The 26,681-nt window shown below is 67.8% G+C and carries 26 protein-coding genes, 1 tRNA gene and 1 riboswitch; of the genes, 17 read left to right on the top strand and 10 right to left on the bottom strand.

The genetic code is table 11. The features are described 5' to 3' along the window. Positions 1–18: 18 nt before the first annotated feature. From AC07M8_RS06280 to AC07M8_RS06240, 9 genes are all read left to right on the top strand, one after another. Positions 19–1,008 (top strand): ferritin-like domain-containing protein, encoded by a 990-nt coding sequence (locus AC07M8_RS06280; protein WP_495173516.1) that lies wholly within the window; start codon positions 19–21, stop codon positions 1,006–1,008. A gap of 35 nt (positions 1,009–1,043) precedes the next feature. Further along, the gene (locus AC07M8_RS06275) at positions 1,044–2,048 is read left to right on the top strand and encodes a ferritin-like domain-containing protein (RefSeq protein WP_495173515.1); all 1,005 of its coding nucleotides are present in this window, start codon (positions 1,044–1,046) and stop codon (positions 2,046–2,048) included. 205 nt (positions 2,049–2,253) lie between these two features. After that, positions 2,254–3,255, top strand: coding sequence for a ferritin-like domain-containing protein (locus AC07M8_RS06270; protein WP_495173514.1), 1,002 nt, complete (start codon positions 2,254–2,256; stop codon positions 3,253–3,255). Between the two features lie 62 nt (positions 3,256–3,317). Further along, a complete protein-coding gene (locus tag AC07M8_RS06265; RefSeq protein ID WP_495173513.1) occupies positions 3,318–4,304 on the top strand; it encodes a ferritin-like domain-containing protein in 987 nt (328 codons plus the stop codon). 96 nt (positions 4,305–4,400) lie between these two features. After that, a riboswitch (TPP riboswitch) is annotated at positions 4,401–4,490 on the top strand. Between the two features lie 71 nt (positions 4,491–4,561). Continuing rightward, positions 4,562–6,406: a phosphomethylpyrimidine synthase ThiC gene (gene thiC, locus AC07M8_RS06260; protein WP_495173512.1), complete on the top strand. Its 1,845-nt coding sequence runs from the start codon at positions 4,562–4,564 to the stop codon at positions 6,404–6,406. A gap of 70 nt (positions 6,407–6,476) precedes the next feature. Continuing rightward, positions 6,477–6,956, top strand: coding sequence for a GNAT family N-acetyltransferase (locus AC07M8_RS06255; protein WP_495173511.1), 480 nt, complete (start codon positions 6,477–6,479; stop codon positions 6,954–6,956). A 246-nt stretch (positions 6,957–7,202) separates the two neighbouring features. Next, positions 7,203–7,541, top strand: coding sequence for a DMT family protein (locus tag AC07M8_RS06250; protein WP_267414248.1), 339 nt, complete (start codon positions 7,203–7,205; stop codon positions 7,539–7,541). Between the two features lie 112 nt (positions 7,542–7,653). Next, positions 7,654–8,064, top strand: coding sequence for a hypothetical protein (locus AC07M8_RS06245; protein WP_495173510.1), 411 nt, complete (start codon positions 7,654–7,656; stop codon positions 8,062–8,064). A 108-nt stretch (positions 8,065–8,172) separates the two neighbouring features. Beyond that, on the top strand, positions 8,173–8,676 hold the full coding sequence (locus AC07M8_RS06240) for a DUF3833 family protein (protein WP_495173509.1): 504 nt from the start codon (positions 8,173–8,175) through the stop codon (positions 8,674–8,676). 23 nt (positions 8,677–8,699) lie between these two features. Here AC07M8_RS06240 and AC07M8_RS06235 read toward each other — a convergent pair whose 3' ends face one another. The 3 genes from AC07M8_RS06235 to AC07M8_RS06225 all read right to left on the bottom strand — a co-directional run bounded on the left by AC07M8_RS06235 (position 8,700) and on the right by AC07M8_RS06225 (position 11,023). Next, positions 8,700–9,131 (bottom strand): pyridoxamine 5'-phosphate oxidase family protein, encoded by a 432-nt coding sequence (locus AC07M8_RS06235; RefSeq protein ID WP_495173508.1) that lies wholly within the window; start codon positions 9,129–9,131, stop codon positions 8,700–8,702. Positions 9,132–9,199: 68 nt separating this feature from the next. Further along, positions 9,200–9,499 carry an alkylphosphonate utilization protein gene (locus tag AC07M8_RS06230; protein ID WP_495173507.1) on the bottom strand — a complete coding sequence of 100 codons (300 nt, stop codon included), beginning with the start codon at positions 9,497–9,499 and terminating at the stop codon, positions 9,200–9,202. A gap of 72 nt (positions 9,500–9,571) precedes the next feature. Continuing rightward, positions 9,572–11,023, bottom strand: coding sequence for a S41 family peptidase (locus AC07M8_RS06225; RefSeq protein WP_495173506.1), 1,452 nt, complete (start codon positions 11,021–11,023; stop codon positions 9,572–9,574). 297 nt (positions 11,024–11,320) lie between these two features. Between AC07M8_RS06225 and AC07M8_RS06220 the strand changes: the two genes are divergently transcribed. From AC07M8_RS06220 to AC07M8_RS06210, 3 genes are all read left to right on the top strand, one after another. Then, positions 11,321–11,590: an ATP-dependent DNA ligase gene (locus tag AC07M8_RS06220; protein WP_495173505.1), complete on the top strand. Its 270-nt coding sequence runs from the start codon at positions 11,321–11,323 to the stop codon at positions 11,588–11,590. Further along, positions 11,587–12,018 (top strand): hypothetical protein, encoded by a 432-nt coding sequence (locus AC07M8_RS06215; RefSeq protein WP_495173504.1) that lies wholly within the window; start codon positions 11,587–11,589, stop codon positions 12,016–12,018. Before AC07M8_RS06220 ends, AC07M8_RS06215 begins: the two co-directional genes overlap by 4 nt. Positions 12,019–12,140: 122 nt before the next feature. Then, a complete protein-coding gene (locus AC07M8_RS06210; RefSeq protein ID WP_495173503.1) occupies positions 12,141–12,662 on the top strand; it encodes a YciE/YciF ferroxidase family protein in 522 nt (173 codons plus the stop codon). A gap of 58 nt (positions 12,663–12,720) precedes the next feature. Here the strand turns inward: AC07M8_RS06210 and pepN are convergent, their stop codons facing one another. Continuing rightward, positions 12,721–15,327, bottom strand: a complete 2,607-nt coding sequence (gene pepN / locus AC07M8_RS06205) for an aminopeptidase N (protein WP_495173502.1) — start codon at positions 15,325–15,327, stop codon at positions 12,721–12,723. A gap of 152 nt (positions 15,328–15,479) precedes the next feature. Here pepN and AC07M8_RS06200 point away from each other — a divergent pair, with 152 nt between their 5' ends. After that, positions 15,480–16,298, top strand: a complete 819-nt coding sequence (locus AC07M8_RS06200) for a Rossmann-fold NAD(P)-binding domain-containing protein (protein WP_495173501.1) — start codon at positions 15,480–15,482, stop codon at positions 16,296–16,298. Here AC07M8_RS06200 and AC07M8_RS06195 read toward each other — a convergent pair. From AC07M8_RS06195 to AC07M8_RS06185, 3 genes are all read right to left on the bottom strand, one after another. Further along, complete coding sequence (locus AC07M8_RS06195; RefSeq protein WP_495173500.1) at positions 16,208–17,125, bottom strand: DMT family transporter; 918 nt, start codon at positions 17,123–17,125, stop codon at positions 16,208–16,210. The two genes, AC07M8_RS06200 and AC07M8_RS06195, sit on opposite strands and share 91 nt — an antisense overlap. Positions 17,126–17,155: 30 nt before the next feature. Next, positions 17,156–18,157, bottom strand: a complete 1,002-nt coding sequence (locus AC07M8_RS06190) for a threonine aldolase family protein (RefSeq protein WP_495173499.1) — start codon at positions 18,155–18,157, stop codon at positions 17,156–17,158. Positions 18,158–18,258: 101 nt separating this feature from the next. After that, a complete protein-coding gene (locus tag AC07M8_RS06185) occupies positions 18,259–20,409 on the bottom strand; it encodes a transglycosylase domain-containing protein (protein ID WP_495173498.1) in 2,151 nt (716 codons plus the stop codon). A 156-nt stretch (positions 20,410–20,565) separates the two neighbouring features. On the opposite strand from AC07M8_RS06185, the gene AC07M8_RS06180 reads away from it, so the two are divergent. The 3 genes from AC07M8_RS06180 (at position 20,566) to AC07M8_RS06170 (ending at position 23,045) form a co-directional block, all read left to right on the top strand. After that, a complete protein-coding gene (locus AC07M8_RS06180) occupies positions 20,566–21,144 on the top strand; it encodes an NADPH-dependent FMN reductase (protein WP_495173497.1) in 579 nt (192 codons plus the stop codon). Positions 21,145–21,228: 84 nt separating this feature from the next. After that, complete coding sequence (locus AC07M8_RS06175; protein ID WP_495173496.1) at positions 21,229–21,711, top strand: DUF2231 domain-containing protein; 483 nt, start codon at positions 21,229–21,231, stop codon at positions 21,709–21,711. Next, entirely contained in the window at positions 21,708–23,045 is a 1,338-nt protein-coding gene (locus AC07M8_RS06170) for a PQQ-dependent sugar dehydrogenase (protein ID WP_495173495.1), read from the top strand. The genes AC07M8_RS06175 and AC07M8_RS06170 overlap by 4 nt, the downstream gene beginning before the upstream one ends. A 53-nt stretch (positions 23,046–23,098) precedes the next feature. Here the strand turns inward: AC07M8_RS06170 and AC07M8_RS06165 are convergent. Next, positions 23,099–23,173 (bottom strand) — tRNA-Thr (locus AC07M8_RS06165). 96 nt (positions 23,174–23,269) lie between these two features. On the opposite strand from AC07M8_RS06165, the gene AC07M8_RS06160 reads away from it, so the two are divergent. Beyond that, on the top strand, positions 23,270–23,449 hold the full coding sequence (locus tag AC07M8_RS06160) for a hypothetical protein (protein ID WP_495173494.1): 180 nt from the start codon (positions 23,270–23,272) through the stop codon (positions 23,447–23,449). A gap of 17 nt (positions 23,450–23,466) precedes the next feature. Here AC07M8_RS06160 and AC07M8_RS06155 read toward each other — a convergent pair whose 3' ends face one another. Further along, complete coding sequence (locus AC07M8_RS06155) at positions 23,467–25,269, bottom strand: aminopeptidase P family protein (RefSeq protein ID WP_495173493.1); 1,803 nt, start codon at positions 25,267–25,269, stop codon at positions 23,467–23,469. A 364-nt stretch (positions 25,270–25,633) separates the two neighbouring features. Then, the gene (locus AC07M8_RS06150; RefSeq protein WP_495173492.1) at positions 25,634–26,563 is read right to left on the bottom strand and encodes a DUF808 family protein; all 930 of its coding nucleotides are present in this window, start codon (positions 26,561–26,563) and stop codon (positions 25,634–25,636) included. Positions 26,564–26,681 lie beyond the last annotated feature (118 nt).

Raw genomic sequence — 26,681 nt, 5'->3', positions numbered from 1 at the left:
TCAGGGAGGTTGCCCGACATGACGGAAAGCGCACATCTGATTGAGGCTCTCGATGCCCGCGTCCAGCGGCGCGAGGAACGCCGCGACTTCTTCAAGAACGCCCTTGGCGCCGTTGCGATGACCGCCGCGGGTGCCACCGCGCTGTCGATGTCGAGCAAGGCGTCCGCACAGGCGGTCACCGACGCCGACGTGCTCAACTTCGCGCTTAATCTTGAGTATCTCGAGGCGCAGTTCTATTCTTATGCCGCCAACGGCACCGGGCTTGATGCCTCGCTTCTCACAGGCACCGGCACCCAGGGCGCCGTGTCCGGCGGCCGTCAGGTGACCTTCACCGATCCGGTCGTACAGCAATATGCCCGTGAGATCGCGGCCGACGAGGTCGCCCACGTCCGCTTTCTGCGCACGGCGCTCGGCACCTCGGCCGTGGCGATGCCGGCAGTCGATGTCAGCGTTGGCCCTAATACCGCCTTCTCTAACGCGGCGCGTGCTGCGGGCCTGATCGGCGCGGGGGCGACCTTCGATCCCTATGCGACTGACGAGAACTTCCTGCTCGGCGCGTTCATCTTCGAGGACGTCGGCGTCAGTGCCTATAAGGGCGCCGCGCCGTTGCTCACCAGCAAGACCTATCTCGAGGCCGCCGCGGGCATCCTCGCGGTCGAGGCCTATCACTCGGCCATCGTCCGCGCGACGCTCTACGCCAAAGGCGTGGCCACCCCGACGCTGCGGACCTCGGCCGATGCGATCTCCAATGCCCGCGACAGTCTGGATGGCGCCAGCGATATCGATCAGGGGATTTCACCGGTCACCGCGACGACGGTCAGCCCGACCGGGACGAGCACCAGCGTGCAGACCTCCAACATTGCACCGCTCGACGCCAATGGCATCGCCTTCAGCCGCTCGACCGGTCAGGTGCTCAACATCGTCTATCTGACCAACACGGCCGCCGCCATGGGGGGCTTCTTCCCCGCCGGCGTCAACGGCACCATCAAAACGAGCGCAGCGAACTGAGGCTGAGGCCTCCTTCAGCTTCAGGGGATTAGACCATGAACGATCTTCAGAACCGGCTCGAGATCATCGATGCCATCGAACAGCGCCGGCACGAGCGGCGCCGCTTCCTGCGCTTCGCCGGCGGTGCCGCCGTCGGCGTCGGAGCCTTGTCGCTGCTCGCCGCGTGCGACGACGATAATGATGACGACACCGTCACTCCCACGCCGACCCCCACGCCCACGCCCACGCCCACGGCGGCGTTCAGCGACGTCGATATTCTCAACTTCGCGCTAAACCTCGAATACCTCGAGGCGCAATTCTATTCCTATGCCGCGTTTGGTTATGGGTTGGAAACATCGCTCACCACCGGCACCGGCACGGCCGGCGCCGTCACCGGCGGTGCGCAGGTAAACTTCACCGACCAGGTAGTGGCGCAATATGCCCGCGAGATCGCGGTCGACGAGCGGGCCCACGTCTCGTTCCTACGCACGGCGCTAGGCACGTCGGCGGTGGCGATGCCGGCGATCAACATCTCGGGCGATGCAAATGGTGCGTTCACCGCGGCCGCGCGTGCGGCGGGCGTGGTGCCCGCGACCGGCACCTTCAACCCTTATGCCAGTGACGAAAACTTCCTGCTCGGCGCCTTCATCTTCGAAGACGTCGGCGTCACCGCCTATAAGGGCGCCTCGCCGCTGATCACCAACAAGACCTATCTGGAAGCAGCGGCCGGCATTCTTGCCGCCGAGGCCTACCACGCCGGCCTGATCCGCACGACGCTCTACGCTAAGGGGTTGGCAACGCCGAGTCTGCGGACGATCGCAGGTCAGATCAGCGACGCACGCGACAGCCTGGATGGCTCCACCGATCTCGACCAGGGGATCGTGGCAACCGACACCACCATGTCCAACCTCGTGCCGACCGATGCCAACGGCATCGCCTTCAGCCGGACGCCGGGGCAGGTGCTCAACATCGTCTATCTGTCCAAGTCGGCGCTTGCCGCAGGCGGGTTCTTCCCCGCTGGTGTCAACGGCACGATCAAGGCCAGCGCCGCCAGCGGCTGACGCTGGCCCTGCCAGCCGATGCTTCCCCAAGCGGCCGCTCTGTCCCCCCGGCAGAGCGGCCGTTTTTTGTCGTGCGTCTGCGAAACGGCGTTGATCCGCGGCGACATAGGGCGACACGTTGTGCAAAGGGTTGACGCGCCGGGGTGGATGCGGAACGGCAGCACCGGCGCCAGCTTCATCGCGCCCGGCAGGGGAGACCTGAGTAATGACCGACAGCGTACATCTGATCGAGGCCCTCGACGCCCGCGTAAAGCGGCGCGAGCAACGCCGCGACTTCTTCAAGTCGGCGCTCGGCGCCGTGGCGGTTACCGCCGCCGGCGCCACCGCGCTGTCGCTGGCCGATCGCGCCGCCGCTCAGACCGTCACCTATACCGACGCCGACGTGCTCAACTTCGCGCTCAACCTCGAATATCTCGAGGCGCAATTCTACGCTTATGCCGTCACCGGCACCGGACTGGCCGCCGCGCAGCTCACCGGCGCCGGCACCCAGGGCGCGGTATCCGGCGGTCGCGCCGTCGACTTCAGCAGCGATCCCGTCACCGGCCGCTACGCGCGCGAGATCGCCGCTGACGAGGCCGCGCATGTCGCCTTCCTGCGTTCCACGATCGGCAGCACCGCCGTCGCCATGCCCGCGATCGATATTTCGGCGAGCGCCACCGGTGCCTTCTCGGCCGCGGCGCGTGCGGCCGGCCTGGTCGGCGCCGGGGTCGCCTTCGATCCTTATGCCAGCCCCGAGAATTTCCTGCTCGCCGCCTTCATCTTCGAGGATGTCGGCGTCACCGCCTATAAGGGCGCCTCGCCGCTGATCACCAACAAAACCTATCTCGAGGCGGCCGCCGGCATCCTTGCGGTGGAGGCCTATCATGCCGCAACCATCCGCACCGCGCTCTACACCAAGGGCCTGGCAACGCCGTCGCTGATCACCTCGGCGACCGCGATCTCGGACGCGCGCGACAAGCTCGACGGCGGCACCGATATCGATCAGGGCATCACCGCCGGCTCGACGACCATCACCAACGCGGACGCGACCACGACGACGCTTGCCGTGTCCAACATCTCGCCGCTCGACGCCAATGGCATCGCCTATTCACGCACGCCCGGCCAGGTGCTCAACATCGTGTATCTGACCAGCGCCGCCGCGAGCCTGGGCGGGTTTTTCCCCGCCGGCGTCAACGGCACCATCAAGCAGAGCGCCGCCTCGGCCTGACGGCAGGGCATCAGCCCGCCTGTCCAGGCCCTTCACGCGTAAGAGTTAGGGGAGTTTACCCGATGACCGATAGTCCGACCAACCAGGTGCTCGATGCGATCGCGGCGCGCCGCGCTGAACGCCGCAATTTCCTCCGCTATGCCGGCGGCGCCACCGTCGCGGCCGGCGGCCTGTCGCTGCTCGCCGCTTGCGGCGGCGATGGCAACGACACCGTCACGCCGACGCCGACACCCACTGCCACCACCGGCGTGAGCGACATCGACACGCTCAATTTTGCGCTCAATCTCGAGTATCTGGAGGCGCAATTCTACAGTTTCGCCGCCTTCGGCACCGGGCTTGCCGCCACCTACACCACCGGCGCCGGCACCCTCGGCACCACCACCGGCGGTGCCGCGGTGAAGTTTACGGACCCGCTGGTCGCGCAATATGCCCGCGAGATCGCGCTCGACGAGGCGCAGCACGTGCTGTTCCTGCGCACCACGCTCGGCGGCGCCGCAGTCGCAATGCCCGCGATCAACATCGCCGGCGACGCCACCGGTGCCTTTACTGCCGCCGCCCGCGCGTCCGGCGCGATCGGCGCCAACGACGTGTTCAACCCCTATGCCAGCGACGAGAACTTCCTGCTCGCCGCCTATCTGTTCGAGGACGTCGGGGTCTCGGCGTACAAGGGCGCGGCGCCGCTGATCAACAGCAAGATCTACCTCGAGGCCGCGGCCGGCATCCTCGCCGCCGAAAGCTATCATGCCGGGCTGATCCGCTCGGTGCTGTATCGCAAGGGCATCGAGACGCCGACGCCGTCGCTGCTCACCATTGCCCAGCAGATCAGCGACGCGCGCGACAGCCTGGATGGCAGCACCGACATCGATCAGGGAATCGGCGACGCGACCACCGCCAACATCGTCCCCAGCGACGCCAACGGCATCGCCTACAGCCGCTCGACCGGCCAGGTGCTCAACATCGTCTATCTCAACAAGGCCGCGGTCGGCTCGGGCGGGTTCTTCCCCTCGGGGCTCAACGGCAACGTCCGCACGTCGGCCGCCAGCGGCTGAGGCGCCTGCCTGCCAAGACGACCGGGGCCGCGCCAGCGATGGTGCGGCCCTTTTTCGTTGCCCCGCCGTGCTCGTCGCGCTTATGTTGGCGCCCTTCCCCGGGGGAGCGCTGCCACGGCGCTTGAGAGGGGGGCACGAGCCCCCGACCCGCTGAACCTGATCCGGTTGATACCGGCGTAGGGAGGGCGAGACCGCAGCCAGTCCAACGGACAGGCGAGGACCCAAGCCCGGCTTACGGCGCTTGGAGATTTGCCGACATGCCTGACATTGCTGCACCGACCGAGATCGGCATCACCACCGGCCCGATCCGCGGCTCGAAGAAGATTCACGTCGGTCCGCTTGGCGTGGCGATGCGCGAGGTTCACCTCGATCCCTCGTCCGGCGAGCCGCCGTTGCGGGTCTACGACCCCTCGGGGCCCTATACCGATCCCGATGCGCGCATCGACATCATGGCCGGCCTGCCGCAGCGTCGCCGCGCGTGGATCGAGGCGCGGGGCGATGTCGTGCCCTATCATGCGCGCGAGATCCGGCCGGAAGACAATGGTCAGTTCGGCCCCGATCGCTCGGGCGGGGTGCCGCAATTTCCGAACCCGGTGAAGCGTCCGCTGCGCGCTCGCGCCGGCGGCAACGTCAGTCAGATGCACTATGCCCGCCGCGGCATCATCACCCCCGAGATGGAATATGTCGCCACCCGCGAAAACCTCGGCCGCGAGCGGCTGCGCGACCATGCACGCGACGGCGAGAGCTTCGGCGCCGCCATCCCCGATTACGTCACCCCCGAGTTCGTCCGCGACGAGGTCGCCCGCGGCCGCGCGATCATCCCCAGCAACATCAACCACCCCGAATCCGAGCCGATGGCGATCGGCCGCAACTTCCTGGTCAAGATCAACGCCAACATCGGCAACTCCGCGGTCGCGAGCAACGTCGCCGCCGAGGTCGACAAATTGGTCTGGTCGATCCGCTGGGGCGCTGACACGGTGATGGACCTTAGCACCGGCCGCAACATCCACGACACGCGCGAATGGATCATCCGCAACAGCCCCGTGCCGATCGGCACCGTGCCGATCTACCAGGCGCTCGAAAAGGTCGGCGGCATCGCCGAGGAGCTGACCTGGGAGATCTTCCGCGACACGCTGATCGAGCAGGCCGAGCAGGGCGTCGACTATTTCACCATCCATGCCGGCGTCCGCCTCCCCTACATTCCGATGACAGCGAAGCGCGTCACCGGCATCGTCAGCCGCGGTGGCTCGATCATGGCGAAATGGTGCCTGGCGCATCACCGCGAGAGCTTCCTCTACGAGCGGTTCGACGAGATCACCGAGATCATGAAGGCCTATGACATTGCCTACAGCCTCGGCGACGGCCTGCGCCCTGGCTCGATCGCCGACGCCAATGACGAGGCGCAGTTCAGCGAGCTCTACACGCTCGGCGAGCTTACCCACCGTGCGTGGGCGAGCGACGTCCAGGTGATGATCGAAGGCCCCGGCCATGTGCCGATGCACAAGATCAAGGAGAACATGACCAAGCAGCTCGCGGTTTGCGGCGAGGCGCCCTTCTACACGCTCGGGCCGCTCACCACCGACATCGCACCGGGCTACGACCATATCACCAGCGGCATCGGCGCGGCGATGATCGGCTGGTACGGCACTGCGATGCTCTGTTACGTCACCCCCAAGGAGCATCTCGGGCTGCCCGACCGCGACGACGTCAAGGTCGGCGTCGTCACCTACAAGCTCGCGGCCCACGCCGCCGATCTCGCCAAGGGTCATCCAGCGGCCAAGCTGCGCGACGACGCCCTCAGCCGCGCGCGATTCGATTTCCGCTGGCGCGACCAGTTCAACCTCAGCCTCGATCCCGACACCGCCGAGCAGTATCACGACCAGACGCTGCCGGCCGAAGGCGCCAAGACCGCGCATTTCTGCTCGATGTGCGGGCCGAAGTTCTGCTCGATGAAGATCACCCAGGAGGTGAGGGAATTCGCGGCGAAGCAGAATGCGCCGGTGGAGACGTTCGTCGCGGCCGAGGAGGCCGAGGCCGGCATGGCGGGAATGAGCGAACGGTTTCGCGAGCAGGGCGGCGAGGTGTATCTGCCGGCGGCATGAGGCATCTGCCGTGGACCGGGGCCAACGCCGGCGGCTTTCCGCGACGGCCGCCGCTCGCTAGACCGGGCTGATGCCGATCATCCTCCCCTATTCCGACGATCTCGCCCCCGCCTTCCGCGCGATCAACGCCGCGTGGATCGCCGACATGTTCGTGCTCGAGCCGCATGACGAGCATGTCCTCGCCCATCCGCGCGAGGCGATCGTCGACGAGGGGGGCGTGATCCTGTTCGCCGCGGTGCCTGAGCACGGCGTGGTCGGCACCGGTGCGCTGATGCCGCTCGCGCCGGGCGTGGTCGAGCTCACCAAGATGGGGGTCCGCGCCGAAGCACGCGGCGCGAAAGTGGGCGAGGCGCTGCTGTCGGCGCTGATCGAGCGGGCCCGCGCCATGCCCGGCATCGAGACGCTGTTCCTGCTCACCAGCAGCAAATGCCAGGCGGCGATCCACCTGTATGAGAAAGCGGGCTTCGTCCACGATGCCGCGATCATGGCCGCCTACGGCGCCACCTATGCGCGCTGCGACGTTGCGATGCGCTATCCGCTGAACGGCTGATGGAAGCGCCGGCGCCACGGCGGCCGGCAAAGCATCCAACACGCGGCCACTGACGCTGTCCTACACTGTCGTGCCGCGTCACGCTGGCGCGCATGACCGATCCTGCATCTTGGCAGCGCGGCTTGCGCGATCAATGCAGCACGGGAAACGCTCGCCCGCGATCGTTGCCGTCCTGTCTCTCAACTTCCTCAACTTGTCTTCTGCGTCACTGCTGTCCGTCCACGCCGCGGCCGCTACACTGGCGCCATGCCAACGATCCTGCTGCTCACCTTGTCCAACCTGTTCATGACCACCGCTTGGTACTGGCACCTCAAGGGCGGGATGGCGAAGCCGCTGCCGCTGGTGATCGCGATCAGCTGGGGCATCGCCTTGTTCGAATATTGCCTGGCGGTGCCTGCCAACCGCCTCGGCTACACCGCCGGCTGGAGCGCGGCGCAGCTCAAGGTGACGCAGGAAGTGATCGCGCTGCTGATCTTCGGCGTGTTCATGGTCGCGGTGCTCGGCGAGCCGCTGACCTGGCGCCACGCCGCCGCCTTTGCCTGCCTCGTCGGGGCGGTGGCGTTCCTCTTCGTTGGCCGCGGCTGACCGGGAGAGATGGCTCCATTCCGGACCGTCATGATGGACATATCGCGCCGGTCGGGAGCAGGATGACGGCGGCGCTGGTCGCTGCCAGCCATCACCGATCCGGGGGGAGCCGATGATCGTTCGCCTGATGCTCTACGGTGCTGCTGCCGTGGTCGCGGCCTCCGTCAGTACCTCCAGCGCCGTCGCGGTTCCAGGCGACAAGCCGGATTTCTCGGCGGTGACGTCGGTGGCCGCCGCCAAGCGGCTCGCCAAGACCGGGGCGCTGGTGCCGGTGTTCGTCTTCCCGGTCGAGCTGGGTGGCCCCGACGAGGCAGTGAACATCGTCTATGTGCCCCCTGCCATCCGCTATACCATGACCAAGGTGATCAGCACGCTACGCCGCTTCACCAAAGAAGGGCTGATCGATCACATGTCCGTCGAGCCCGATTATCGCGGCGCCAGTGTCGTCCCCACCGCGCTCCATTATCACGCCACCAGCCACGGCAAGCCCGGCAGCATCGAACCAACGATCAAAATCTGGTAGCCTGCCGGGTGACCAGACGCGCAACGCCGTCGCCATCGACCAACGGTAGTGCTACGGGCCCGCTTGTCCGCCACGCATTCCGCGCCGCGGCCTGGCGTTGCGGTGAATATGGCATTGATCCTTATGGCACCGCTCCTGCTCGCAGCCGCGCCTGCGCCGGCCGCTACCCCACCCGCGGCAGCGGAGACGCCCACGCTCGATCTGATCCACTTCTTCACCGGCACCACGGAGAGCGATGGCGAGCTATCGGTCGCCTTCCGCGCCGACAAGCAGGTGCGGGTCCATGGCCGTGGCCGGGTGGAACCCGACGGCAGCCTGGTGCTCGAACAGGACATCGAGCAGACCGGCAAGTCGGTGCGACACCGCGTCTGGCGGCTGCGCGCCACCGGCAATGGCCGCTACACCGGCACGCTGACCGGCGCGAGCACGCCGATCAGCGGCGAAACAGTCGGCGGTCGCGTCCACCTCACCTTCAAGGAAAAGCACGGCTACCCGGTCGAGCAATGGCTGACGCTCAACCCGGGCGGCCGCTCGCTACGCAACGAGTTGCGGGTGCGCCGCTTCGGCATCACCTTCGGCTCGCTCGACGAGACCATCCGCAAGACCGACTAGACCGCCGGTTGCGGCAGGCGCGGTCAGAGGCTCACCTCGCCCTCATCCTCGCCATCCCAATAATGCGCGCGCTCGGCGTGGACGCGGATCAGCACCAGCCCCGGCGTCGCGGCGCCGTCGGGCCACCAGCGTTTTAGATCCTCGGTCCAATGCGCCTCGAACTGCGCGCGGTCGCGGATCAGTTCGGCGCGGCCTTCGATCGCGACAAAGAAGGGGCGCAAGCCCAGCATTCCGGCCTTGCCCTGGAAGCTCAGCCCGACTTGGGGATCGGCCTCGATGTCGGATACCATCCGGGTGGTTTCATCGGAGAAGAACCAGCTGTCGCCATCGAAGGCAACATCGCGGTTGTTGCTCATCGGCCGGGCGCCGATCGCGCCGCCGGTGGTGCGGGTGTTGAGCATCGCGAAATCGATGTCGCGCATCGCCTCGGCGAGATCGGACAGGGTCTTGACCATGGTGCGGTTCCTCTCGTTATCCGCGCTCAACGCCCGTTGCCGCCCGGAGGCTCCCGCCGCGTCCGCGATCAGCGCTTGCGCACGAACTCGGCGCGCAGCACCAGCCCCTTGATCCCGTCGAACCGGCAGTCGATCTCCTGCGCATCGCTCGTCAGCCGGACCGCTTTAATCAGCGTGCCGCGCTTGAGCGTCTGGTTGGCCCCCTTCACCTTGAGGTCCTTGATCAGCGTGACCTGGTCGCCGTCGGCGAGCAGATTGCCGACGGAGTCGCGCACCTCCAGCCCTTCGGCTGCGGCGGCAGCGGGCGCATCGGCGGCGTTGATCCATTCGCCGCTGGCCTCGTCATAGATGTAATCGTCGTCGCTCACCGCCTGGCTCCTTCGCGGCGGCGTAGAGCAGGGCGGGCCGGCGCCGTCCACCACCGCGCCGGCGACACCAACTCAGAACAGCCCGGGCACCTCGCGCTGCGCGGTGCTCGCCGCCATCGGCATCAGCAGGTCGCGACGGCCCGCGCCGCTGCGCAGCGACGCGGTGGTGGCATCGGTGCTGGCGGTGATCCGGGTGCAGCTCTTGCCCTCGAGGAAGTCGAGCGCCGAGCGGGTCGAGGCCTCGCGCGGGTCACCGAGCGGATAGCCAATGTCGTCGGCGGCCTGGCAGCTCGCCTCCACGGTATTGGCAAGCCCGGTGTAATAGGCGCCTTGGCGGTTGGCGTTCTGAAGCGAGAAGGCGATGACCCGCAGCCGATCGTCGCACGAGGCCTTGTCGAGCGCGATCTGGCCGACCGGCTTGCCATAGGTGTTGGTGCCGATCAGCGCCGCATTGGCGTGGAGATAGGGGATCGCCGCGGCGATCACGAGCTCGCTGGCCGAGGCGGTGCCGGCGGTGCCGATGAAGGCAACCCTGGTGGGCGCGATCGACTCCGCTTGCGGCTGGAAGGTACGGGTTTCGTTCTCCGCCGCCTTTTCGGGCCGGAAGGTCATGTAATCGAACACCTCGCTCGTCGAGCGATTGGCACCCATCAGATCGCCCATCAGCTGCGCGATCGAGATCAGCCCGCCGCCATTGTAGCGGAAATCGACGATGACGTTGGTGATTCCGGCGGCCTTGAACCGCGCGAAGGCGGCGCGCAGCGCCGGATCGGCGGTGCTGATGAAGGTGCGCAGATTGACGTAGCCATATTGCTGGCCGCCATCGTTGATGACTTGCGCGCCGTATCGGCTCGACACCGGGGCGAGCGAGAAATCGGTTTTGGCAAGAGTGACGTTGCGGGTGCCTGCCGCGTCGCTGATCCGCAGCACCCGGCTGGTGCCCGTGGCGTCGGGGCCGAGCGCCGTCGTCAGCCCGGCGGTGCCGCTTGCCGCGACGATGCTGCTTACCGTCTTGAGATCGCTGGCACTGGTGCCGATCGCCAGGATCTCGGCACCCCGATCGATCCCCGCTGCCAACGCGGGGGCGCCTTCGAACGACTCAATGACGAACAAGCGCGACTGGGTAGAGTCGACACCAAGGCGAATACCGAAACCGGCGCTGGAGCCGGAATCATAATAGGCATTCTCCTCGGCGATCGAGGTCAGATAGGTGAAGAACCGGTCCTTGCCCTGGCCGCGCGCCGTCGCGGTAAGCGCGTCGACATAGCCGCCGACATCCGCATAGGGGCTCGGATCGAGGCTGGTCGGCAGCGTCTCCGGGAACAGATACCATTCCTTGAGCTGCGCCGCGGCCCAATCCTGGCGCTCGCGCAGGCTGCACCCCGCCGCCACCGGCTGCGACGGCAGGGCATTGCCGCCACCGCCGGTTGGCGTGCTCGCCATCGTATCGCCGGCACCACCGCCGCCACACCCCGACAGCATCGCCGTCAACGCCAATACCGCCCCGAACCGCCGGAATTTCATGATTTTTTTCTCTCCCCGGCCACCACACTGCCGTTGCCGAGCCCGACAGGCAAGCCACCCGTCGATGCCACGATCAACGGTTCGTCGCATGGAGCAGTGGAGCAGGATCGCGGCCGCCGCATTGAACCCGACATGCCGTCGTGATCCCAGTTCAACCATCTGTTTAATATGGCGATTTAGGTGCTTGAGGTGCCGATGGAGGCGGAGCCGGCTGAGGCGCTGCCGGTTAGCGAAAGCTGGCACTAGGAGCCCAAATGGGATGGTTTCCGGTGCATCGCGGCGATCCGCGCGGGTAGCGTGTCGCTCCAGTCGAAGGCCGGCAAGCCGCTCGGCCGTTACTTTCCCGAAGTGGTCGCCGCGCTCGGCGACCTGCGTGATGCCATACTCGACGGCGAGTTGCTGATCCCGGTCGGCCCGACCCTGTCGTTCGGCGCGCTGCAGATGCGGTTGCACCCGGCGGCAAGCCGCATCCCCCGGCTGGCGGCGGCAACGCCGGCGCGGCTGATGCTGTTCGACCTGCTCGAGGATCGCGGCACGTCGATCGCTGCACGGCGCTTGACGGCGTGATCGCCAAGCGCCGCGATGATCCCCACCGGCCGGGCGAGCGGGCGATGATCAAGGTCAAGCGGCTGCGCACCGCCGATGGCGTGGTGGGTGGCTTCCGCTATGCCAGCGCCAAGCGCGGGGTGAGATCGCTATTGCTCGGTCTCTATGACGATGCGGGGCTGCTGCACCATGTCGGCTTCACCGGCGACGCGCCCGGTGGCCCGAGCCGCTGGCAGACCGAGCGATCGACCGCCTGGCAGCCACTGCGCCCGACGCTGGTCGCGGAGGTGCGCTATGACCATGTGACCGACCGACGCTTCCGCCATGGCACCGCCTTCCTGCGCTGGCGGCCGGACAAGGTGGCCGCGCAATGCACGATGGATCAGCTCGGCGAGGAAGCGCGGCCATCTATCGTTGCGGCGGCGATCGCCGACGTAACCGAAAATTAAACAAAAGCCTTACTCTCACGCAACCGGCCACGGGTCTGCTCGTTGAAGACAGACGCCACACCGCGGGTTTCCCCCCTTTCCTCGCGGCGTGGCGTACCCCCTCACATTTCCGGAGATTCGCCATGGGCTTGTTCAGCAAGGACATCGAGACCTTCCAGGATCTCTTCAAGCATCAGCTCGAAGACATCTATTATGCCGAGCAGCAGATCACCAAGGCGCTGCCGAAGATGATCGAGAAGGCCACCGATCCGCAGCTACGCCAGGGCTTCGAAACCCATTTGCGCGAGACCCAGGGGCAGATCACGCGGCTGGAGCAGGTGTTCCGGCTCGAGGGGCTCGAGCCCAAGGGCGCGACCTGCCCGGCGATCGACGGGATCATCAAGGAAGCCAATGAAGTCGCCGGCGAGATCTCCGACAAGGCGGTGCTCGACGCTGCGCTGATCGCCGCCGCCCAGGCGGTGGAGCATTATGAGATCACCCGCTACGGCACGCTGATCGCCTGGTCCAACCAGCTCGGCAAGACCGAGCAGGCCGCGCTGTTCAAGCAGACGCTGGACGAGGAATATGCCACCGACGACAAGCTGACGACGATGGCAACGGGCAAGGTCAACGCCAAGGCCGAACTGGCCGAGACCGCGGCCTGATCGTAAGCGGCGTCATCCCGGGACCGGCCGGGATGACGCCGGGCTCGACGACGCTCGCCTAGGCGAGACTTTTCGATGCCTGCTCGAACATGTCCTTCGACAAGCCAGGCGTCGACACGATCCGCTCCAGCTCGGCCCGCATCAGCGCAGCGCGCGCCGCGTCGAACCGGCGCCAGCGCGCCAGTGGCGGCAGCAGCTTGGCCGCGGTCTGCGGATTGAGCCGGTCGAGCGCAATCAGCTGATCGGCGACGAAGCGGTAGCCCGACCCGTCCGCGGTGTTGAACGCGCGCTGGTTGGCGCCGAACGCCCCGATCAGCGCCCGGGCGCGGTTGGGGTTGGCCAGGGTGAAGTCCGGATGCCGCGCCAGCGCCGCGACCTCGCCCGCCGTATCGTCGCGCGACGACAACGCCTGGGTCTGGAACCATTTGTCGAGCACCAGCATGTTGCCGGCATAGCGCTTGTAGAAGATGTCGAGCGCCTGTTCGCGCTGCGCCGACTGGCCGTTGGCAAGCGTCGACAGCGCACCCTGCCGATCGGTCATGTTGTCGGCTAGCTCGAACTGCTGGAAGGCGAGATCGGCGGCATCGAGCGCACCGCCCGCGGCGATATAGCCGAGCGCGACGTTCTTGAGCCGGCGCATGCCCTTGCCGGCCGGCGTATAGGCATAGGTCTGTGCCAGTCCTTCACCATAGGCCTGGCGCCACTGGCCGTTGAGCCGCTTGCCAAGCTCGCAGCGCAGTGCCTCGCGCGCCCGGAAGATCGCGTCGGGATCCACCGTCGCCATCTGGTCGCCGATGAAGCTTTCCGATGGCAGCAACACCGCCTCGGCGATGAAGGCGCGATCGAGATCGGCGCTGTTGAGCGTATTGGCGACTGCGGCGACCACTGCGTCATGATCGACGGTGCCGGAAATGGCGCCTGCGACCAGCGTGTCGAGCATCAGCTGCTGCATCGCCTCATAGCGGGCGAAGGGATCGTCATCGCGCGCCGAAAGGAAGGCGAGATCGGCGGCGCTGCGATCGCTTTCGATAATCACTGGCGCCGAGAAGCCGCGGTTGATCGAGAGGATCGCGCGCTCGGTGATGCCCTCTACCGTGAAGGTCTCGCTCGACTGGTCGAGCAGCACCAGTTGCTCGTCGCCGATCGGCTGGCCGGTTTCCGCGCCGAACAGCTTGATCCTGAGCGGCAGCACCATCGGCTGCTTGTCCGGCTGCCCGGGGGTCGCGGGCACATGCTGGGCGAGGCGCAGCGTTGCGCGCGCGCCGCCCGGTTCCTGGGTAAGGTGGGCGGCGACGCGCGGCGTGCCTGCCTGGCTGTACCACAGCCGGAACTGGCCGAGATCGATGTCGCCGGCCTCTTCCATGCAGGCGACGAAATCCTCGCAGGTCGCCGCCGTCCCGTCGAACCGCGCGAAATAGAGGTCGGTCGCGGCGCGGAATTTTACGGGGCCGAGCATGGTCGCCATCATCCGGATCAGCTCGGCGCCCTTGTTGTAGATGGTCGCCGTGTAGAAATTGGAGATCTCGAGATAGTCCTCGGGACGGACCGGGTGGGCGAGCGGACCGGCATCCTCGGGGAACTGCGCCGCGCGCAAGCCGCGCACGTCCTCGATGCGCTTCACTGCGGCCGACCCCTGGTCCGCCGAGAAGCCCTGGTCGCGATAGACGGTAAAGCCTTCCTTGAGGCTGAGCTGGAACCAGTCGCGGCAGGTGATCCGGTTGCCTGACCAATTGTGGAAATATTCATGCGCCACTACTGCGGCGATCGCGTCATAATCGTAATCGGTGGCGGTGTCGGGGTCGGCGAGGATGTAGCGGCTGTTAAAGATATTCAGCCCCTTGTTCTCCATCGCGCCGAAATTGAAATCGTCGACCGCGACGATGTTGAACACATCGAGATCATATTCGCGACCGTAGACGCGCTCGTCCCACGCCATCGACAGCTTAAGCGCATGGAGCGCATGCTCGGTCTTGGCGAGGTCGGCAGCGCGCACCCAAATGCCGAGCGACACCTCGCGGCCCGACATGGTGGTGAAGGTGCCGCGGTTGACCGCGAGATCGCCGGCGACCAGCGCGAACAGATAGCAGGGCTTGGGATAAGGATCGTTCCATTCCGCCCAATGGCGGCCGTCGCCGAGCTCACCCTCGCCGACAGGATCGCCATTGGCGAGCAGCACCGGAAAGCGGGTCCTATCCGCGGTCATCCGTACCGTGTAGCGGCTGAGCACGTCCGGGCGATCGGGGAAATAGGTGATGCGGCGGAAGCCCTCGGCCTCGCATTGCGTGCACAGATTGCCGCCGCTGGCGTAGAGCCCCATCAGCTGGGTGTTGCGCTCGGGCGCGATCTCCACCTCGGTCTCGATCGTGTGCGCGTCGCCGGCGAGCGGAATGACGAGCTGTTCGCCCTCGATCCGCCAGTCGCTGATCGCAACGCCATCCACGCTCACCGCCAGCGGTTTCTGCCCGGCACCGTCGAGGCGGAGCGGCTCGCCGCGCGCGCCGTTGCGGGTCACCGACATGGTCGCGGTCACGCGCGTCGCGGCGGGATCGAGATCGAAGGCGAGGCGGATGTCGGGCACCAGCCAGGCAGGCGCGCGATAATCCTCGCGCCGGACGGTGCCGGGCTGCTGCTGGGGCGTGGCGATGCTGTGCGAAACGTCGAGCATGAAGACCTTTATAGAAACGCCGCCTTACGCTGCCAGCGAAAGCTTGCGCGGGCAATGTCGCGTGTTACGTCACCAACTTCCGACGGGAGATTTGGTCGCATGATCCGTACCTTCAGCGCAGCGGCGCTGCGCCGGCAGGGCGGGACTGCTCCATGCTGCTGATCTTCGGGCTGGGCTATACCGCGCAGCGGCTGGCGGCACGCTGGCCGGCGGCGGTGATCGGCACCAGCCGCGATGGCCGCGCCGGCACGATCGCCTTCGCCGACGAGCCCGCGGTGCGCCGCGCGCTGGCGGCGGCGAGCCACGTGCTCTCGTCGGTGCCGCCGGTCGATGATCACGATCCGGTGCTTGCGCGCTATGGCGACGCACTGGGCACGCAGCGGCTCGCCTATCTCTCCTCCACCGGCGTCTATGGCGACGCCGGCGGCGCGTGGGTGGACGAGACCTCGCCGACGGGCGGCGGGCGACGCTCCGCTCGCGCCGCGGCGGATGCGGCGTGGCTGGCGCGCGGCGCCCGCGTGTTCCGCCTGCCCGGCATCTACGGCCCCGGCCGCTCGCCGCTCGATCGGGTGCGCGATGGCCGCGCACACCGGATCATCTCGGCGGGTCAGGTGTTCAGCCGTGCGCATGTCGACGATCTCGTCAGCGGGCTGCTGGCGGCTGCCGACGCCCCGCCGGGCGCCTATAATCTCGCCGACGATTACCCCGCGCCGCTCAATGACGTGGTGAGCTATGCGGCATCGCTGCTCGGGCTGCCGCCGCCGCCGCTGGTCGCGCCAGACCAGCTATCGGCCACGGCGCGCGCCTTTTACGCCGAGAATCGCCGCGTCGCCAACGGCAAGGCCAAGCGCGTGCTCGGCTGGACGCCGCTATACCCCCACTACCGATTGGGCCTTCGCGCTCTCAACGCGATCACCAGCCCGATCCCCGTCAGCAGCGCGCCGGCGCCGGCGAGCGGCGACCAGCGATAGCCTTCGAACAGCGTCGACAGCAGCATCGCGATCACCGGCACGATCACGCTCGAATAGGCCGCCTTGGCCGGACCGATGACGCGCAACACGCCATAATATAGCGGAAAGGCGAGCGTCGACGCGAACAGCGCAAGATAGACGATCCCCGCCGCATAGCCCCAGCGTGGCTCGATCACCGGCGGCCCGGTCATCCACCAGGCGAGCGCGCCATCGATCCCCGCGCCGATCAGCATCGCCACCGCGAGCGTCGGGATCATGGCATAGCGTTTGGCGGTCTGCGTTGCCTGCATCACGTTTGCGACCGAGGCGGAGAGCAAGGCAAGCAGGGTGAAGCCGATCCCGGCGAGCGTGGTACCGGCGCCGCGCGGGTCGCCTTGCGCTTCATGGACAAACAACAGCACGATGCCCGCCATCGCCACCGCCGAGCCGGCGATCAGCTGCCCGCCCAGGCGCTGGCCGAGGAAGATCCGCGCGAGCAGGGCATTGGGGACGAGCAGCATCGCGAACACCACCGCGACCAGCCCCGAGGTGATGAAATGCTCGGCGCGATAGACGAAGTTGAAGTTGAGGCAGAATTGGAACAAGCCGGTCGCCGCCGCAAATCCCCAGCCGCGTGCGTCGAGGCGCAGCCGCTCGCCCCTGATTGCCGCATAGGTCGCCATCATCAGCCCGGCGAGGAGGAAGCGATAGGTCACCGACCAGCCCGGGGGTACCACCGCAAGCTGATCGCGGATCACCAGCCAGGTCGATCCCCAGATCAGCGTGACGATCGCGAACGGGATGAGGATCGACAGCCGGGTCGATTGCGGGGCGCCGACCTCGCTCATGGCAGGGGCCGTCTCACCGGGCGTGCCGGCTCACAGCGCTCGGATCGCAGTTGCGAGCTGCGCAACCTCGTCCTCACGGCTGTCCCAGGCAGTAACGAGGCGGACCTCGCCCGCGGCCCAATCGTAGAAGTCGAATCCCTTGGCGCGCAGCGCCGCGGCTTCATCGGGCGTCACCCGCAGGAACACTTCATTGGCCTCGACGGGATGGACGAGGCGCGTACCCGCAGCCTCGGCGAGCGTGGTCGCGCGGGCGTTGGCGGCGCGCGCATTGTGTAGCCACAGGTCGCCGTCGAGCATCGCCAGGATCTGCGCGGCAAGGTAGCGCCCCTTCGACAGCAGCAGCCCGGCGCGCTTGCGGCGGTATTGGGTAACGGCGGCGTGGTCGGTGGCGAAGAACACCAGCGCCTCGGCGCTCATCGCGCCATTCTTGACGAAGCCGAAGCTCAGCGCATCCACCCCAGCGCGCCAGGTCACCTCGGCGGGGGTGCAGCCGAGCGTCGCCACCGCATTGGCGAAGCGCGCGCCATCCATGTGCAGCCCGAGACCGCGGCGGCGCGCCACGTCGCCGATCGCGGCGACCTCGGCGGGCGCATAGACCCGGCCGTATTCGGTGGCGTTGGTGATCGAGATGGCATGCGGCTGGACGCGGTGGACGTCGTCGGCGATCGCGTCGACGACGTGGAGGATGCTGTCCGGCGTCAGCTTGGCCCCCTTGCCATCGGCGAGGAACAGCTTGGCGCCATGGGTGTAGAATTCCGGCGCGCCGCCCTCATCGTTCTGGATATGCGCGTCGCGGTGGCAGACCACACCGCCGTGCGGCGGGCATAGCGCCGCCAACGCCAGGCAGTTCGCCGCGGTGCCGGTCGGCACCCACAAGACGCTCACCGACGTCTCGAACAGATCGGACAATCGCCCATCGAGCTGTGCCGACCAGCGATCGCCCGCATAAGCCGTATCGAGCGTATCGGCGGCGGCGATCGCCGCCATCACTTTGGGGTGCACCGGGGCGGCATTGTCTGAGAAAAAGCGCATAACGTGCGCCTTGGCGGCAGCCTGCGCAGCGGTCAACAATGCCCTTCCCCCGATACCATGCGGCGTTCCGCGCCATATGCTGCGCAGGCGTACAAAGCGCTTTACTGCTCGTCGTCGCCCTCGTCCTCGGCCGCGCGGCGCTGGTCGCGCGGCGGCGGCGGGCCGTCGCGATCGCGGTCGCGCGACGGCTGGATGCTGATGCTGCCATCCTTGCCGAGCTTCATGTCGAGCCCGAAGCCGCGCACCCCACCCTCGATCGGCGCGATCGGGGTGACGTCCGGCACCGTCTCGTCGATCAGATTGTCGACCGCGGCCTCGGGATCCATCGCATTCTCGTCGACCACCACCGGCGCGGCAACCGGCGCGATGCCGAGCCCGGCGACCATGAACTGGCGCCACATCTGCGCCGGGATGCCGCCGCCGTGAAGCCCGGGGTTGGGCGTGCTGTCGTCGTTGCCCACCCAGACGCCGACCACCAGATCGCGCGAGAAGCCGATGAACCAGGCATCGCGGCTGCTCTGCGAGGTGCCGGTCTTGCCATAGGCATCCACCGTCAGCGTCGCCTCGCGCCCGGTGCCGCGCAGCGACGACGAGAGCAGGTCGAGCATCTCCTCGCGGATCTTGTCGGGGATCTTGCGGCTGCCACCCGACAGCGACTGGTACCAGCTCTTGTCGGCGACCTTCTGAATGCCGCGCGGCTGCACCGGATAATTGCCGTTGGCGATCGCCGCATAGGCCGCGGTCAGCTCGAGCAGCGAGACTTCGGCGGTGCCGAGCCCGATCGTTGCCTCGTTGGGGATCGGCGTCGAGATGCCAAGGTCGCGCGCCGCATTGATCACGTTCTTGACGCCGACCTGCTGGGTCAGCCGCGCGGCGACGACGTTGGACGAACGCGCGAAGGCGCGGCGCAGCGTGATCTGGCCGAGGTAGCGGCCATCGTCGTTGTGCGGCTTCCACCCGGCGATCTCGACCGGCGAATCATCCATCATCGAGTCCGGCGTCATCCCGGCGCGCATCGCGGCGAGATAGACGAACAGCTTGAAGGTGGAGCCGGGCTGGCGGCGCGCCTGGGTGGCGCGGTTGAACGGGCTCTTGCCATAATCCTTGCCGCCGACCATCGCCACCACCTGTCCATCGGGGCGCATCGCCACGATCGCGGCCTGCGCCTGGCGCAGCCCGGCCTGCCGGATCACCCGCTCGGCGGTGTTCTGCAGGCGCCGGTCGAGCGTGGTCTCCACCGTCGCCTCGGTCTTGACCTCGCCGGCACGGTCGCGCGCCTCCGGCAGCACCCAATCCGCGAAATAGGTGCCGCTCGGCAGCTGCTGCGGGTTGGCGGGCAGCACGCGCTGCGGCTGCACCGCCGCGGCCTCCGACTTGGTCAGGAAGCCCGCCGCCTGCATTGCGCCGACCACCACCATCTCGCGCTTGCGCGCGCCGGCAAGATTGCTGGTCGGCGCGAGCCGCGACGGCGCCTTGACGAGGCCGGCCAGCATCGCCGCCTGGCCGACGTTGAGATCCTGCGGCGCGCGGCCGAAATAATGTTTGGCCGCGGCGGTGAGCCCATAGACGTTGTCGCCGAAATAGACGTTCGACAGGTAGCGCGACAGGATCTGGTCCTTGCTCAACCATGCCTCGAGCCAGAAGGAGATCATCACCTCGCGGATCTTGCGCGCCGCCGTCCGGTCCGAATCGAGGAAGGCATTCTTGGCGAGCTGCTGGGTGATGGTGCTGCCGCCCTCGCGCACCCCGCCGGCGCCGACATTATGCCAGGCGGCGCGCAGGATGCCGCGCGGGTCGATGCCCCAGTGCGAATAGAAGCGGCGATCCTCGATCGCGACGAACGCGCCGGTGACGTGGCGGGGCAGCTTGCCGGCATCCACCGGCGTGCCGATCACCGCGCCGCGCCGCGCGATCGGGGTGCCGTCGTCGGCGGTCAGCGTGATCGACGGCGGGGTCGGCGGCTGCAGCGACTTGGACAAGGGTGCGGTGAGCGCCAGCCAGCCGATTGCGATCACCAGCAGCACGATGAACGCCGCGGCGCCGCGCGTCACCCACCGCCACAACGATCCCCGCCCAGACTGCGGCTCACGCGGCTCGCGCGGCTCAGACCCGTCGTCGGGCTCGCCGAACCGGCCCGGGCCCCAGGCACGCACAGGCTCGGCGTCATCCAGGGCATAGCGCTGCCCGATCGGCGATCGGCGGCGATTGTCGAACGAATCAGGGCGCATCGGCTCATCCCAGCGGTCAGCCATGAGGTGTATTACAATCCTAAAAACAGCCGAGGCAACTGCCCTGACAACCCGCGCGATAGCCAACGAATTTACTGGCTTGGCCGGACGAATACCAGCGGCGCCTGCACTGGCGCCGACGCGCTGGCGCCGCCTCGCCAGCCGCGCTATCCCCGCGCCATGGCCACACCCCCCCTCCCCCCGCTCGTCGTCGGAATCGGCGGCACCATCGGGGGCGTCTCCTCCACCGAGCGCGCGCTCCGCATCGCGCTCGATGCCGCCGAACGCGAGGGCTTCCGCACCCGCATGTTCGGCGGCGCCGACATGGCCCGGCTGCCGCTCTACGATCCACGGGCGCTGAGCCGCACCGCCGACGAACAGGCGTTCGTCGACACCGTCCGCCAGGCCTCGGCGGTGATCATCGCCAGCCCGGGCTATCACGGCAGCATCTCGGGCGTGGTCAAGAACGCGCTCGACCTGCTCGAGGAAACCGCGCGCGACGAGCGCGCCTATCTCGCCGACATGCCGGTAGGGCTGATCGCCACCGCTTATGGCTGGCAGGCGACCGGATCGACGATCGCCGCGCTGCGCTCGATCGTCCACGCCCTGCGCGGCTGGCCGACGCCATTTGCCGCCGCGATCAACACCCAAGCGACCAAGTTCGACGAGGACGGCGGCGCCAACGATCCCGCCGTGCTCGAACAGCTCCGCCTGGTCGGTCGTCAGGTCGCGCGCTTCACCTCGCTCGCAGCGGTCTAGCCAACCGGCGCAAGCCGGCTCTGTCGGCCAGCAACGTTTTGTCGCACGCGGGGAACTGACGAGCGCAAAACGCGCTTAGCTGGGATGAACCCAGATCCAGGCTCGGCGCAGCCCGCACGACCACTCGACAACCCCCGGTCCACCGCCAGGGTATTCGGTCACCCGATCCATGCGATGCTGGTGCCCTTCCCGATCACCTGCTTCATCGGCGCGCTGCTCACCGACCTTGCTTATGTCGGGTCGGCGAACGTGATGTGGAGCAACTTTTCGATCTGGCTGATCACCGGGGGGCTGGTGATGGGAGGGTTCGCCGCGCTGGCGGGAATCATCGATTATGCTGGCGACCGTCGCGTGCGGGCTGCCGGTCCGGCCACGCTGCACATGATCCTCAACCTCAGCGTCTTCGTGATCGAGCTGTTCAACGCCTTTGTCCACAGCCGCGACGGCTGGACGAGCGTGGTGCCGACCGGGCTGACGCTGTCGATCATCAGCGTCGCGCTGCTCGCCGTCAGTGCCTGGCTCGGTGCATCGCTCGTCTACAAGCATCGCGTGGGGGTCCGGTCATGAGCCGCGCGCGCATCATTGCCGGGGTGGCCGGCCTGTCGCTAGCCATGACGCTTGCTGCTTGCGACGACGGCGGCAAGCATTTCGACCGCCGCACGCAGATCGGCGCACATCCGGTGCTGCCGGCACCCCAGCAATATCTGATCCCGCCGATCCACGTCGCCGAGGTGGTCGGCTGGGGCGCCAACGAGACGCCGACGGCCCCTCCCGGCATGCGCGTGCAGGCGTTCGCCCGCGATCTCAACCACCCGCGCAATATCGCCGTTTTGCCCAATGGCGACGTGCTGGTGATCGAATCGCAAGGGCCGAACCTCGATCCCGTCACGCGGCCGAAGAACCCGATCGTGTCCTGGGTGCAGAAGCGCGCCACCGGCCAGAGCGGCGCCAAGCCCAAGGGCGCGACCAACCAGATCACCCTGCTGCGCGATGCCGACGGCGACGGCGTGCCCGAGCAGCGCACCGTGCTGGTCGGCCATCTCAATTCGCCGTTCGGCGTCGTCTTCGCCGACAACTTCCTTTACGTCGCCGCAACCGATGCAGTGCTGCGCTACCCGTTCACCCCGGGGCAGACCAAGATCACCGCGCCGCCGGTGCGACTTACCGAGCTGCCCGGCGGTCCGATCGACCATCACTGGACCAAGAGCCTGACGCTCAGCCCGGATGGCAAGCTGCTCTATGCGACGGTCGGCTCGAACAGCAACATCACCGAAAACGGCATGGAAGCCGAGAAGAACCGCGCCGCGGTGTGGGAGATCGAGCGCGCCACAGGCCGCTCGCGCGTCTTCGCCGGCGGCCTGCGCAACCCCAACAGCCCCAATTTCTACCCGGGCACCAACACCTTGTGGGTAGTCGCCAATGAACGCGACGAGCTCGGCCCCAATCTGGTGCCGGACTATCTAACCTCGGTACGCGACGGCGGCTTCTATGGCTGGCCGTACAGCTATTACGGCCAGCACGTCGACCCGCGCGTCCAGCCGCAGCGCCCCGATCTCGTCGCCAAGGCAATTGCGCCCGATTATGCGCTGAGCAGCCATGTCGCGGCGCTGGGCCTGACCTTCTACACCGGCACCAACCTGCCCGCTCGCTACCACGGCGGCGCCTTCATCGGCGAGCATGGCAGCTGGGACCGCGACGAGCTCAACGGCTATAAGATTGCCTTCGTGCCGTTCGCCAATGCCCGGCCCAACGGCATCGCCGAGGACTTCCTGACCGGCTTCGTCGACGCCGACGGCAAGGTCCGCGGCCGCCCGGTGGGGGTGACGGTCGACCGCACCGGCGCCCTGCTGGTGGCGGATGACACCGGCAACGTCGTCTGGCGGGTCACCGCGGCCCGCTAAGGCCGCGGCACCCGCCGGATGGGCCCCATGGGGCCGTCAAGTCATTGAAAAACTGGTGCTGCCGGTGAGGATTGAACTCACGACCTCAGCCTTACCAAGGATGCGCTCTACCACTGAGCTACGGCAGCACTCCCGCTACGCAGCGGGGAAGCGCGCCTAGAGACCAGTGGGCGCGCCTTGTCAAGCCATTGTCGGGGCTTTGCGCGGAGCCTAGGCAGCTTTCCATGACCGCCAACGACGAACGGGCCGAGCGACTGGCCGCCCAGCTGAGGGCCAATCTGCGGCGCCGCAAGGCGCAGGCGCGCGACGGCGGTGCGGGCCGGCCGGCGGACGCTGCCGCTGGCCGGCCCGCCGGCAGCGATCCCTCGGGCGACGACCAGATCGGCGACGGCAGCCGCCGCTAGTAAGCCGCGGGCGGCCCTTACGCGATCGGCGCGCATTTGGCGTCCAGCCAGGCCCGATCCTCGCCGGTGAGGATCGCACCGAGCCGTTCGCCAACCATTGCGTGATAGCCATCGAGCCACGCCCGCTCGTCGGCCGACAACAGGCCGGGTTCGATCAGCGTCCGCTCGATCGGCGCCAGGGTCAGCGTTTCGAACCCCAGCATGGCGCGGCCGGGATCGCCGCCCTCGATATGCCGCGGCTCGACCAGCAGCAGATTCTCGATGCGGATGCCGTATTCGCCGGGCTTGTAATAGCCCGGCTCGTTGGAGAGCATCATCCCTGCGCGCAGTGGCTCGAGCGCGGCGCCGCCGGGATAGTTGGGCGCGGCGATCCGCTGCGGGCCTTCGTGGACCGACAGATAGCTGCCGATGCCATGGCCGGTGCCATGACCGAAATCGAGCCCCGCCTCCCACAAGGGCCGGCGCGCAAAGGCGTCGATCTGTCCGCCCATCGTGCCATCGGGGAAGACCGCGGTGGCGATGGCGATATGGCCCTTGAGCACGCGGGTGAAGCGATCGCGCATCTCCGCGGTGGGCGTGCCGATCGGCATCACCCGGGTGACGTCGGTGGTGCCATCGGCATATTGGCCGCCTGAATCGATCAGGAACAGCTGGCCGGGCTCGATCGGCGCATTCGATTCCTCGGTGACATGATAATGCGGGCTGGCGCCATGCGCGCCGGTCGCCGAGATGGTCGCGAAGCTGGTGTCCTTGAGCAGCCCGGTTTCCTCGCGGAACGCGAGCAGCCTGGCCGCCGCCGACAGCTCGGTCTCGCCGCCCTTGGGGCATTCGGCCTCCACCCAGCGTAGGAAGCGGGTGAGCGCGGCGCCGTCGCGGATCGAGGCGGCGCGATGGCCGGCAACCTCGACCGGGTTCTTGAGCGCCTTGGCGAGCACCACCGGGTCGCGCAGCGCCAGCACGCTCGCGCCGCCGGCCTCCAGCCCATCGAAGATCGCCGCGACCGCGCGCTCGGGATCGGCGACGACGCGACGCCCCGCATAACCGCCGAGCGCGCCGGCGAACGCAGCGCGATCGTGGACGCGGACGGCGTTGCCGAGATGCTGGCGGACGGTGTCGTCGAGCTTCTCGGGCGCGACGAACAGGTCGGTGGTGCCATCGGCGTCGACGATCGCATAGGACAAGGCGACGGGGGTATGGTCGACGTCGCCGCCGCGGACGTTGAGCGCCCAGGCGATCGAGTCGAGCGCGGAGAGCACCACTGCATCGGCGCGGCGTTCGCCGAGCCAGTCGGCGATGCGCGCACGCTTGGCGGCCGAGGAGGCGCCGGCCTGGGCATCGTCATGGACGGTGAGCATCGCCGGCGACGGTGCCGGCCGGTCGGTCCACACCGCGTCGATCGGGTTAGCCGCCACCGGCACCAGCGCGGCGCCGGCCTCGGCGAGCGCGGCATCGGTCTCGACCACCCAGGCGCGGGTGTGCAGCCAGGGATCATAGCCGACCCGCGCGCCTTGCGTGACGTGCTGCGCCAGCCAGCCGGCGACGCTTTCCGCGGGAACCGGCACATAGGCCCAGTCGTCGCCCGACACCTGCTCGCGCACCTGCAGCGTGTAGCGGCCATCGGTGAAGATCGCCGCCTGATCGGCGAGCACCACCGCGGTGCCCGCGGAGCCGCCGAACCCGGTCAGCCAGCCGAGCCGCTGCGCATAGGCGCCGACATATTCGCTCATATGCTCGTCGGTGAGCGGGACCACGAAGCCGTCGAGGCCGGTCTCGGCTAGGCGGCGACGAAGAGCAGAGAGGCGGTCGGAATAGGGGCTCATGGCGACGGGTCCGTGTTGATGGCGCGCGCCGCCGCTGCCGCGGGCGGCGCTGACAAGTTGAGGAAGTTGTCATCCCCCAAGGGGAGTCTCAACTTCGATCGTTTCCATTCTTGCGATGATCGCAGTTGGTGGGGATATCAGCATCGGTCCGTGTAGGACAGTGGCGCGCGCTGCAAAGCCGGCGCTGCAGTCTTGCGAGCGTTCCTTCTACCGTCATCCCAGCGAAAGCTGGGATTTTCCCGAGGCGAGCATTTGCCTGCCACGAGGAGACCCCAGCTTCCGCTGGGGTGACGGTTTGGAGGGAAGACCTCCTTCCGTGGAAGCTGATCGATGACGAGACGAGGAGAGCGCTCGACGTGCCTCCTCAATGCTTGCGCGGCACCAGGTGGAGCAGACCCGCGATGACGCCGCCCACCACCAGCCCGACGATCCCCGAGACCACCGCCGTGACGACCCAGCTCACCACGCCCGGCAGCACCAGGACCGCATGCGCGGCGCCCTCGGCGGCGGCGTGGATGGCATGGGGCAGCGCCTCTACCCCGAAGGTTTCGAGCCCGTGGACGATGATGCCGCCGCCGACCCATACCATCGCCGCGGTGCCGATCAGCGACAGCGCGTGGAGCACCACCGGCATCGCTGCGACCAGCCCGCGGCCAAGCGTCCGCGCGCCCTTGCCCGGGCGCTTGGCGAGATGGAGGCCGATGTCGTCCATCTTCACGATCAGCGCGACCACGCCGTAGACGCCGGCGGTGATCGCCACCGCCACCAAGGCTAGCGCGATCGCCTCGTTGACCAGCGTCTGATCGGCGATCTCGCCGAGCGCGATCGCCATGATCTCGCCCGAGAGGATGAGGTCGGTGCGCACCGCGCCCGAGACCTGCCGATCCTCCAGCTCCTTGGGGTCGGTGACCGCGGCGGCTTCCTCGCCGCCATGGCTGCCGGTGAGAGCGCCGAGGATCTTCTCCGCCGCCTCGAAGCAGAGATAGCTGCCGCCGAGCATCAGGATCGGGGTGATCGCCCAGGGCGCGAGCGCGCTCAGCGCCAGCGCGGCGGGGAGCAGGAACACCAGCTTGTTGCGCAGCGATCCCTTGGCGATCTTCCAGATGATCGGCAGCTCGCGCGCCGGGCTGAGCCCGATCATGTAGCGCGGGGTGACCGCGGTATCGTCGATCACCACGCCGGCCGCCTTGGTGCCGGCCTTGCCCGCGGCGCCGGCGACATCGTCGAGGCTGGCGGCGGCGAGCTTGGCGATCGCGGCGATGTCGTCGAGCAGGGCGACCAATCCGCCTGGCATGTGTGTTTCCCCCGGTTGCGTGGCGGAAGTCATGCAGAGCGGGGCAGCGGGGTGCAACCGACGAAACGTTGCTGGAGCAACAGGAACCCTGGCTACCAGCCGTGGATGCTCAACGCCG

This window comes from Sphingomonas sp. GW821-FHT09E03 (assembly GCF_059416225.1).
The sequence above is the reverse complement of the archived record's forward strand: the minus strand, read 5'-3'. Positions and strand labels throughout refer to the sequence as shown.

Bases quoted from the DNA above. Each gene is read 5' to 3' on its own strand.
- pepN (WP_495173502.1), bottom strand. From the start codon at position 15,327: ATGCTCGACGTTTCGCACAGCATCGCCACGCCCCAGCAGCAGCCCGGC.
- AC07M8_RS06190 (WP_495173499.1), bottom strand. From the start codon at position 18,157: ATGCGCTTTTTCTCAGACAATGCCGCCCCGGTGCACCCCAAAGTGATG.
- AC07M8_RS06245 (WP_495173510.1), top strand. From the start codon at position 7,654: ATGATCGTTCGCCTGATGCTCTACGGTGCTGCTGCCGTGGTCGCGGCC.
- AC07M8_RS06175 (WP_495173496.1), top strand. From the start codon at position 21,229: ATGAACCCAGATCCAGGCTCGGCGCAGCCCGCACGACCACTCGACAAC.
- AC07M8_RS06250 (WP_267414248.1), top strand. From the start codon at position 7,203: ATGCCAACGATCCTGCTGCTCACCTTGTCCAACCTGTTCATGACCACC.
- thiC (WP_495173512.1), top strand. From the start codon at position 4,562: ATGCCTGACATTGCTGCACCGACCGAGATCGGCATCACCACCGGCCCG.
- AC07M8_RS06180 (WP_495173497.1), top strand. From the start codon at position 20,566: ATGGCCACACCCCCCCTCCCCCCGCTCGTCGTCGGAATCGGCGGCACC.
- AC07M8_RS06155 (WP_495173493.1), bottom strand. From the start codon at position 25,269: ATGAGCCCCTATTCCGACCGCCTCTCTGCTCTTCGTCGCCGCCTAGCC.
- AC07M8_RS06185 (WP_495173498.1), bottom strand. From the start codon at position 20,409: ATGGCTGACCGCTGGGATGAGCCGATGCGCCCTGATTCGTTCGACAAT.
- AC07M8_RS06210 (WP_495173503.1), top strand. From the start codon at position 12,141: ATGGGCTTGTTCAGCAAGGACATCGAGACCTTCCAGGATCTCTTCAAG.
- AC07M8_RS06200 (WP_495173501.1), top strand. From the start codon at position 15,480: ATGCTGCTGATCTTCGGGCTGGGCTATACCGCGCAGCGGCTGGCGGCA.
- AC07M8_RS06240 (WP_495173509.1), top strand. From the start codon at position 8,173: ATGGCATTGATCCTTATGGCACCGCTCCTGCTCGCAGCCGCGCCTGCG.
- AC07M8_RS06195 (WP_495173500.1), bottom strand. From the start codon at position 17,125: ATGAGCGAGGTCGGCGCCCCGCAATCGACCCGGCTGTCGATCCTCATC.
- AC07M8_RS06280 (WP_495173516.1), top strand. From the start codon at position 19: ATGACGGAAAGCGCACATCTGATTGAGGCTCTCGATGCCCGCGTCCAG.
- AC07M8_RS06150 (WP_495173492.1), bottom strand. From the start codon at position 26,563: ATGCCAGGCGGATTGGTCGCCCTGCTCGACGACATCGCCGCGATCGCC.
- AC07M8_RS06225 (WP_495173506.1), bottom strand. From the start codon at position 11,023: ATGAAATTCCGGCGGTTCGGGGCGGTATTGGCGTTGACGGCGATGCTG.
- AC07M8_RS06170 (WP_495173495.1), top strand. From the start codon at position 21,708: ATGAGCCGCGCGCGCATCATTGCCGGGGTGGCCGGCCTGTCGCTAGCC.
- AC07M8_RS06235 (WP_495173508.1), bottom strand. From the start codon at position 9,131: ATGGTCAAGACCCTGTCCGATCTCGCCGAGGCGATGCGCGACATCGAT.
- AC07M8_RS06265 (WP_495173513.1), top strand. From the start codon at position 3,318: ATGACCGATAGTCCGACCAACCAGGTGCTCGATGCGATCGCGGCGCGC.
- AC07M8_RS06270 (WP_495173514.1), top strand. From the start codon at position 2,254: ATGACCGACAGCGTACATCTGATCGAGGCCCTCGACGCCCGCGTAAAG.
- AC07M8_RS06160 (WP_495173494.1), top strand. From the start codon at position 23,270: ATGACCGCCAACGACGAACGGGCCGAGCGACTGGCCGCCCAGCTGAGG.
- AC07M8_RS06255 (WP_495173511.1), top strand. From the start codon at position 6,477: ATGCCGATCATCCTCCCCTATTCCGACGATCTCGCCCCCGCCTTCCGC.
- AC07M8_RS06275 (WP_495173515.1), top strand. From the start codon at position 1,044: ATGAACGATCTTCAGAACCGGCTCGAGATCATCGATGCCATCGAACAG.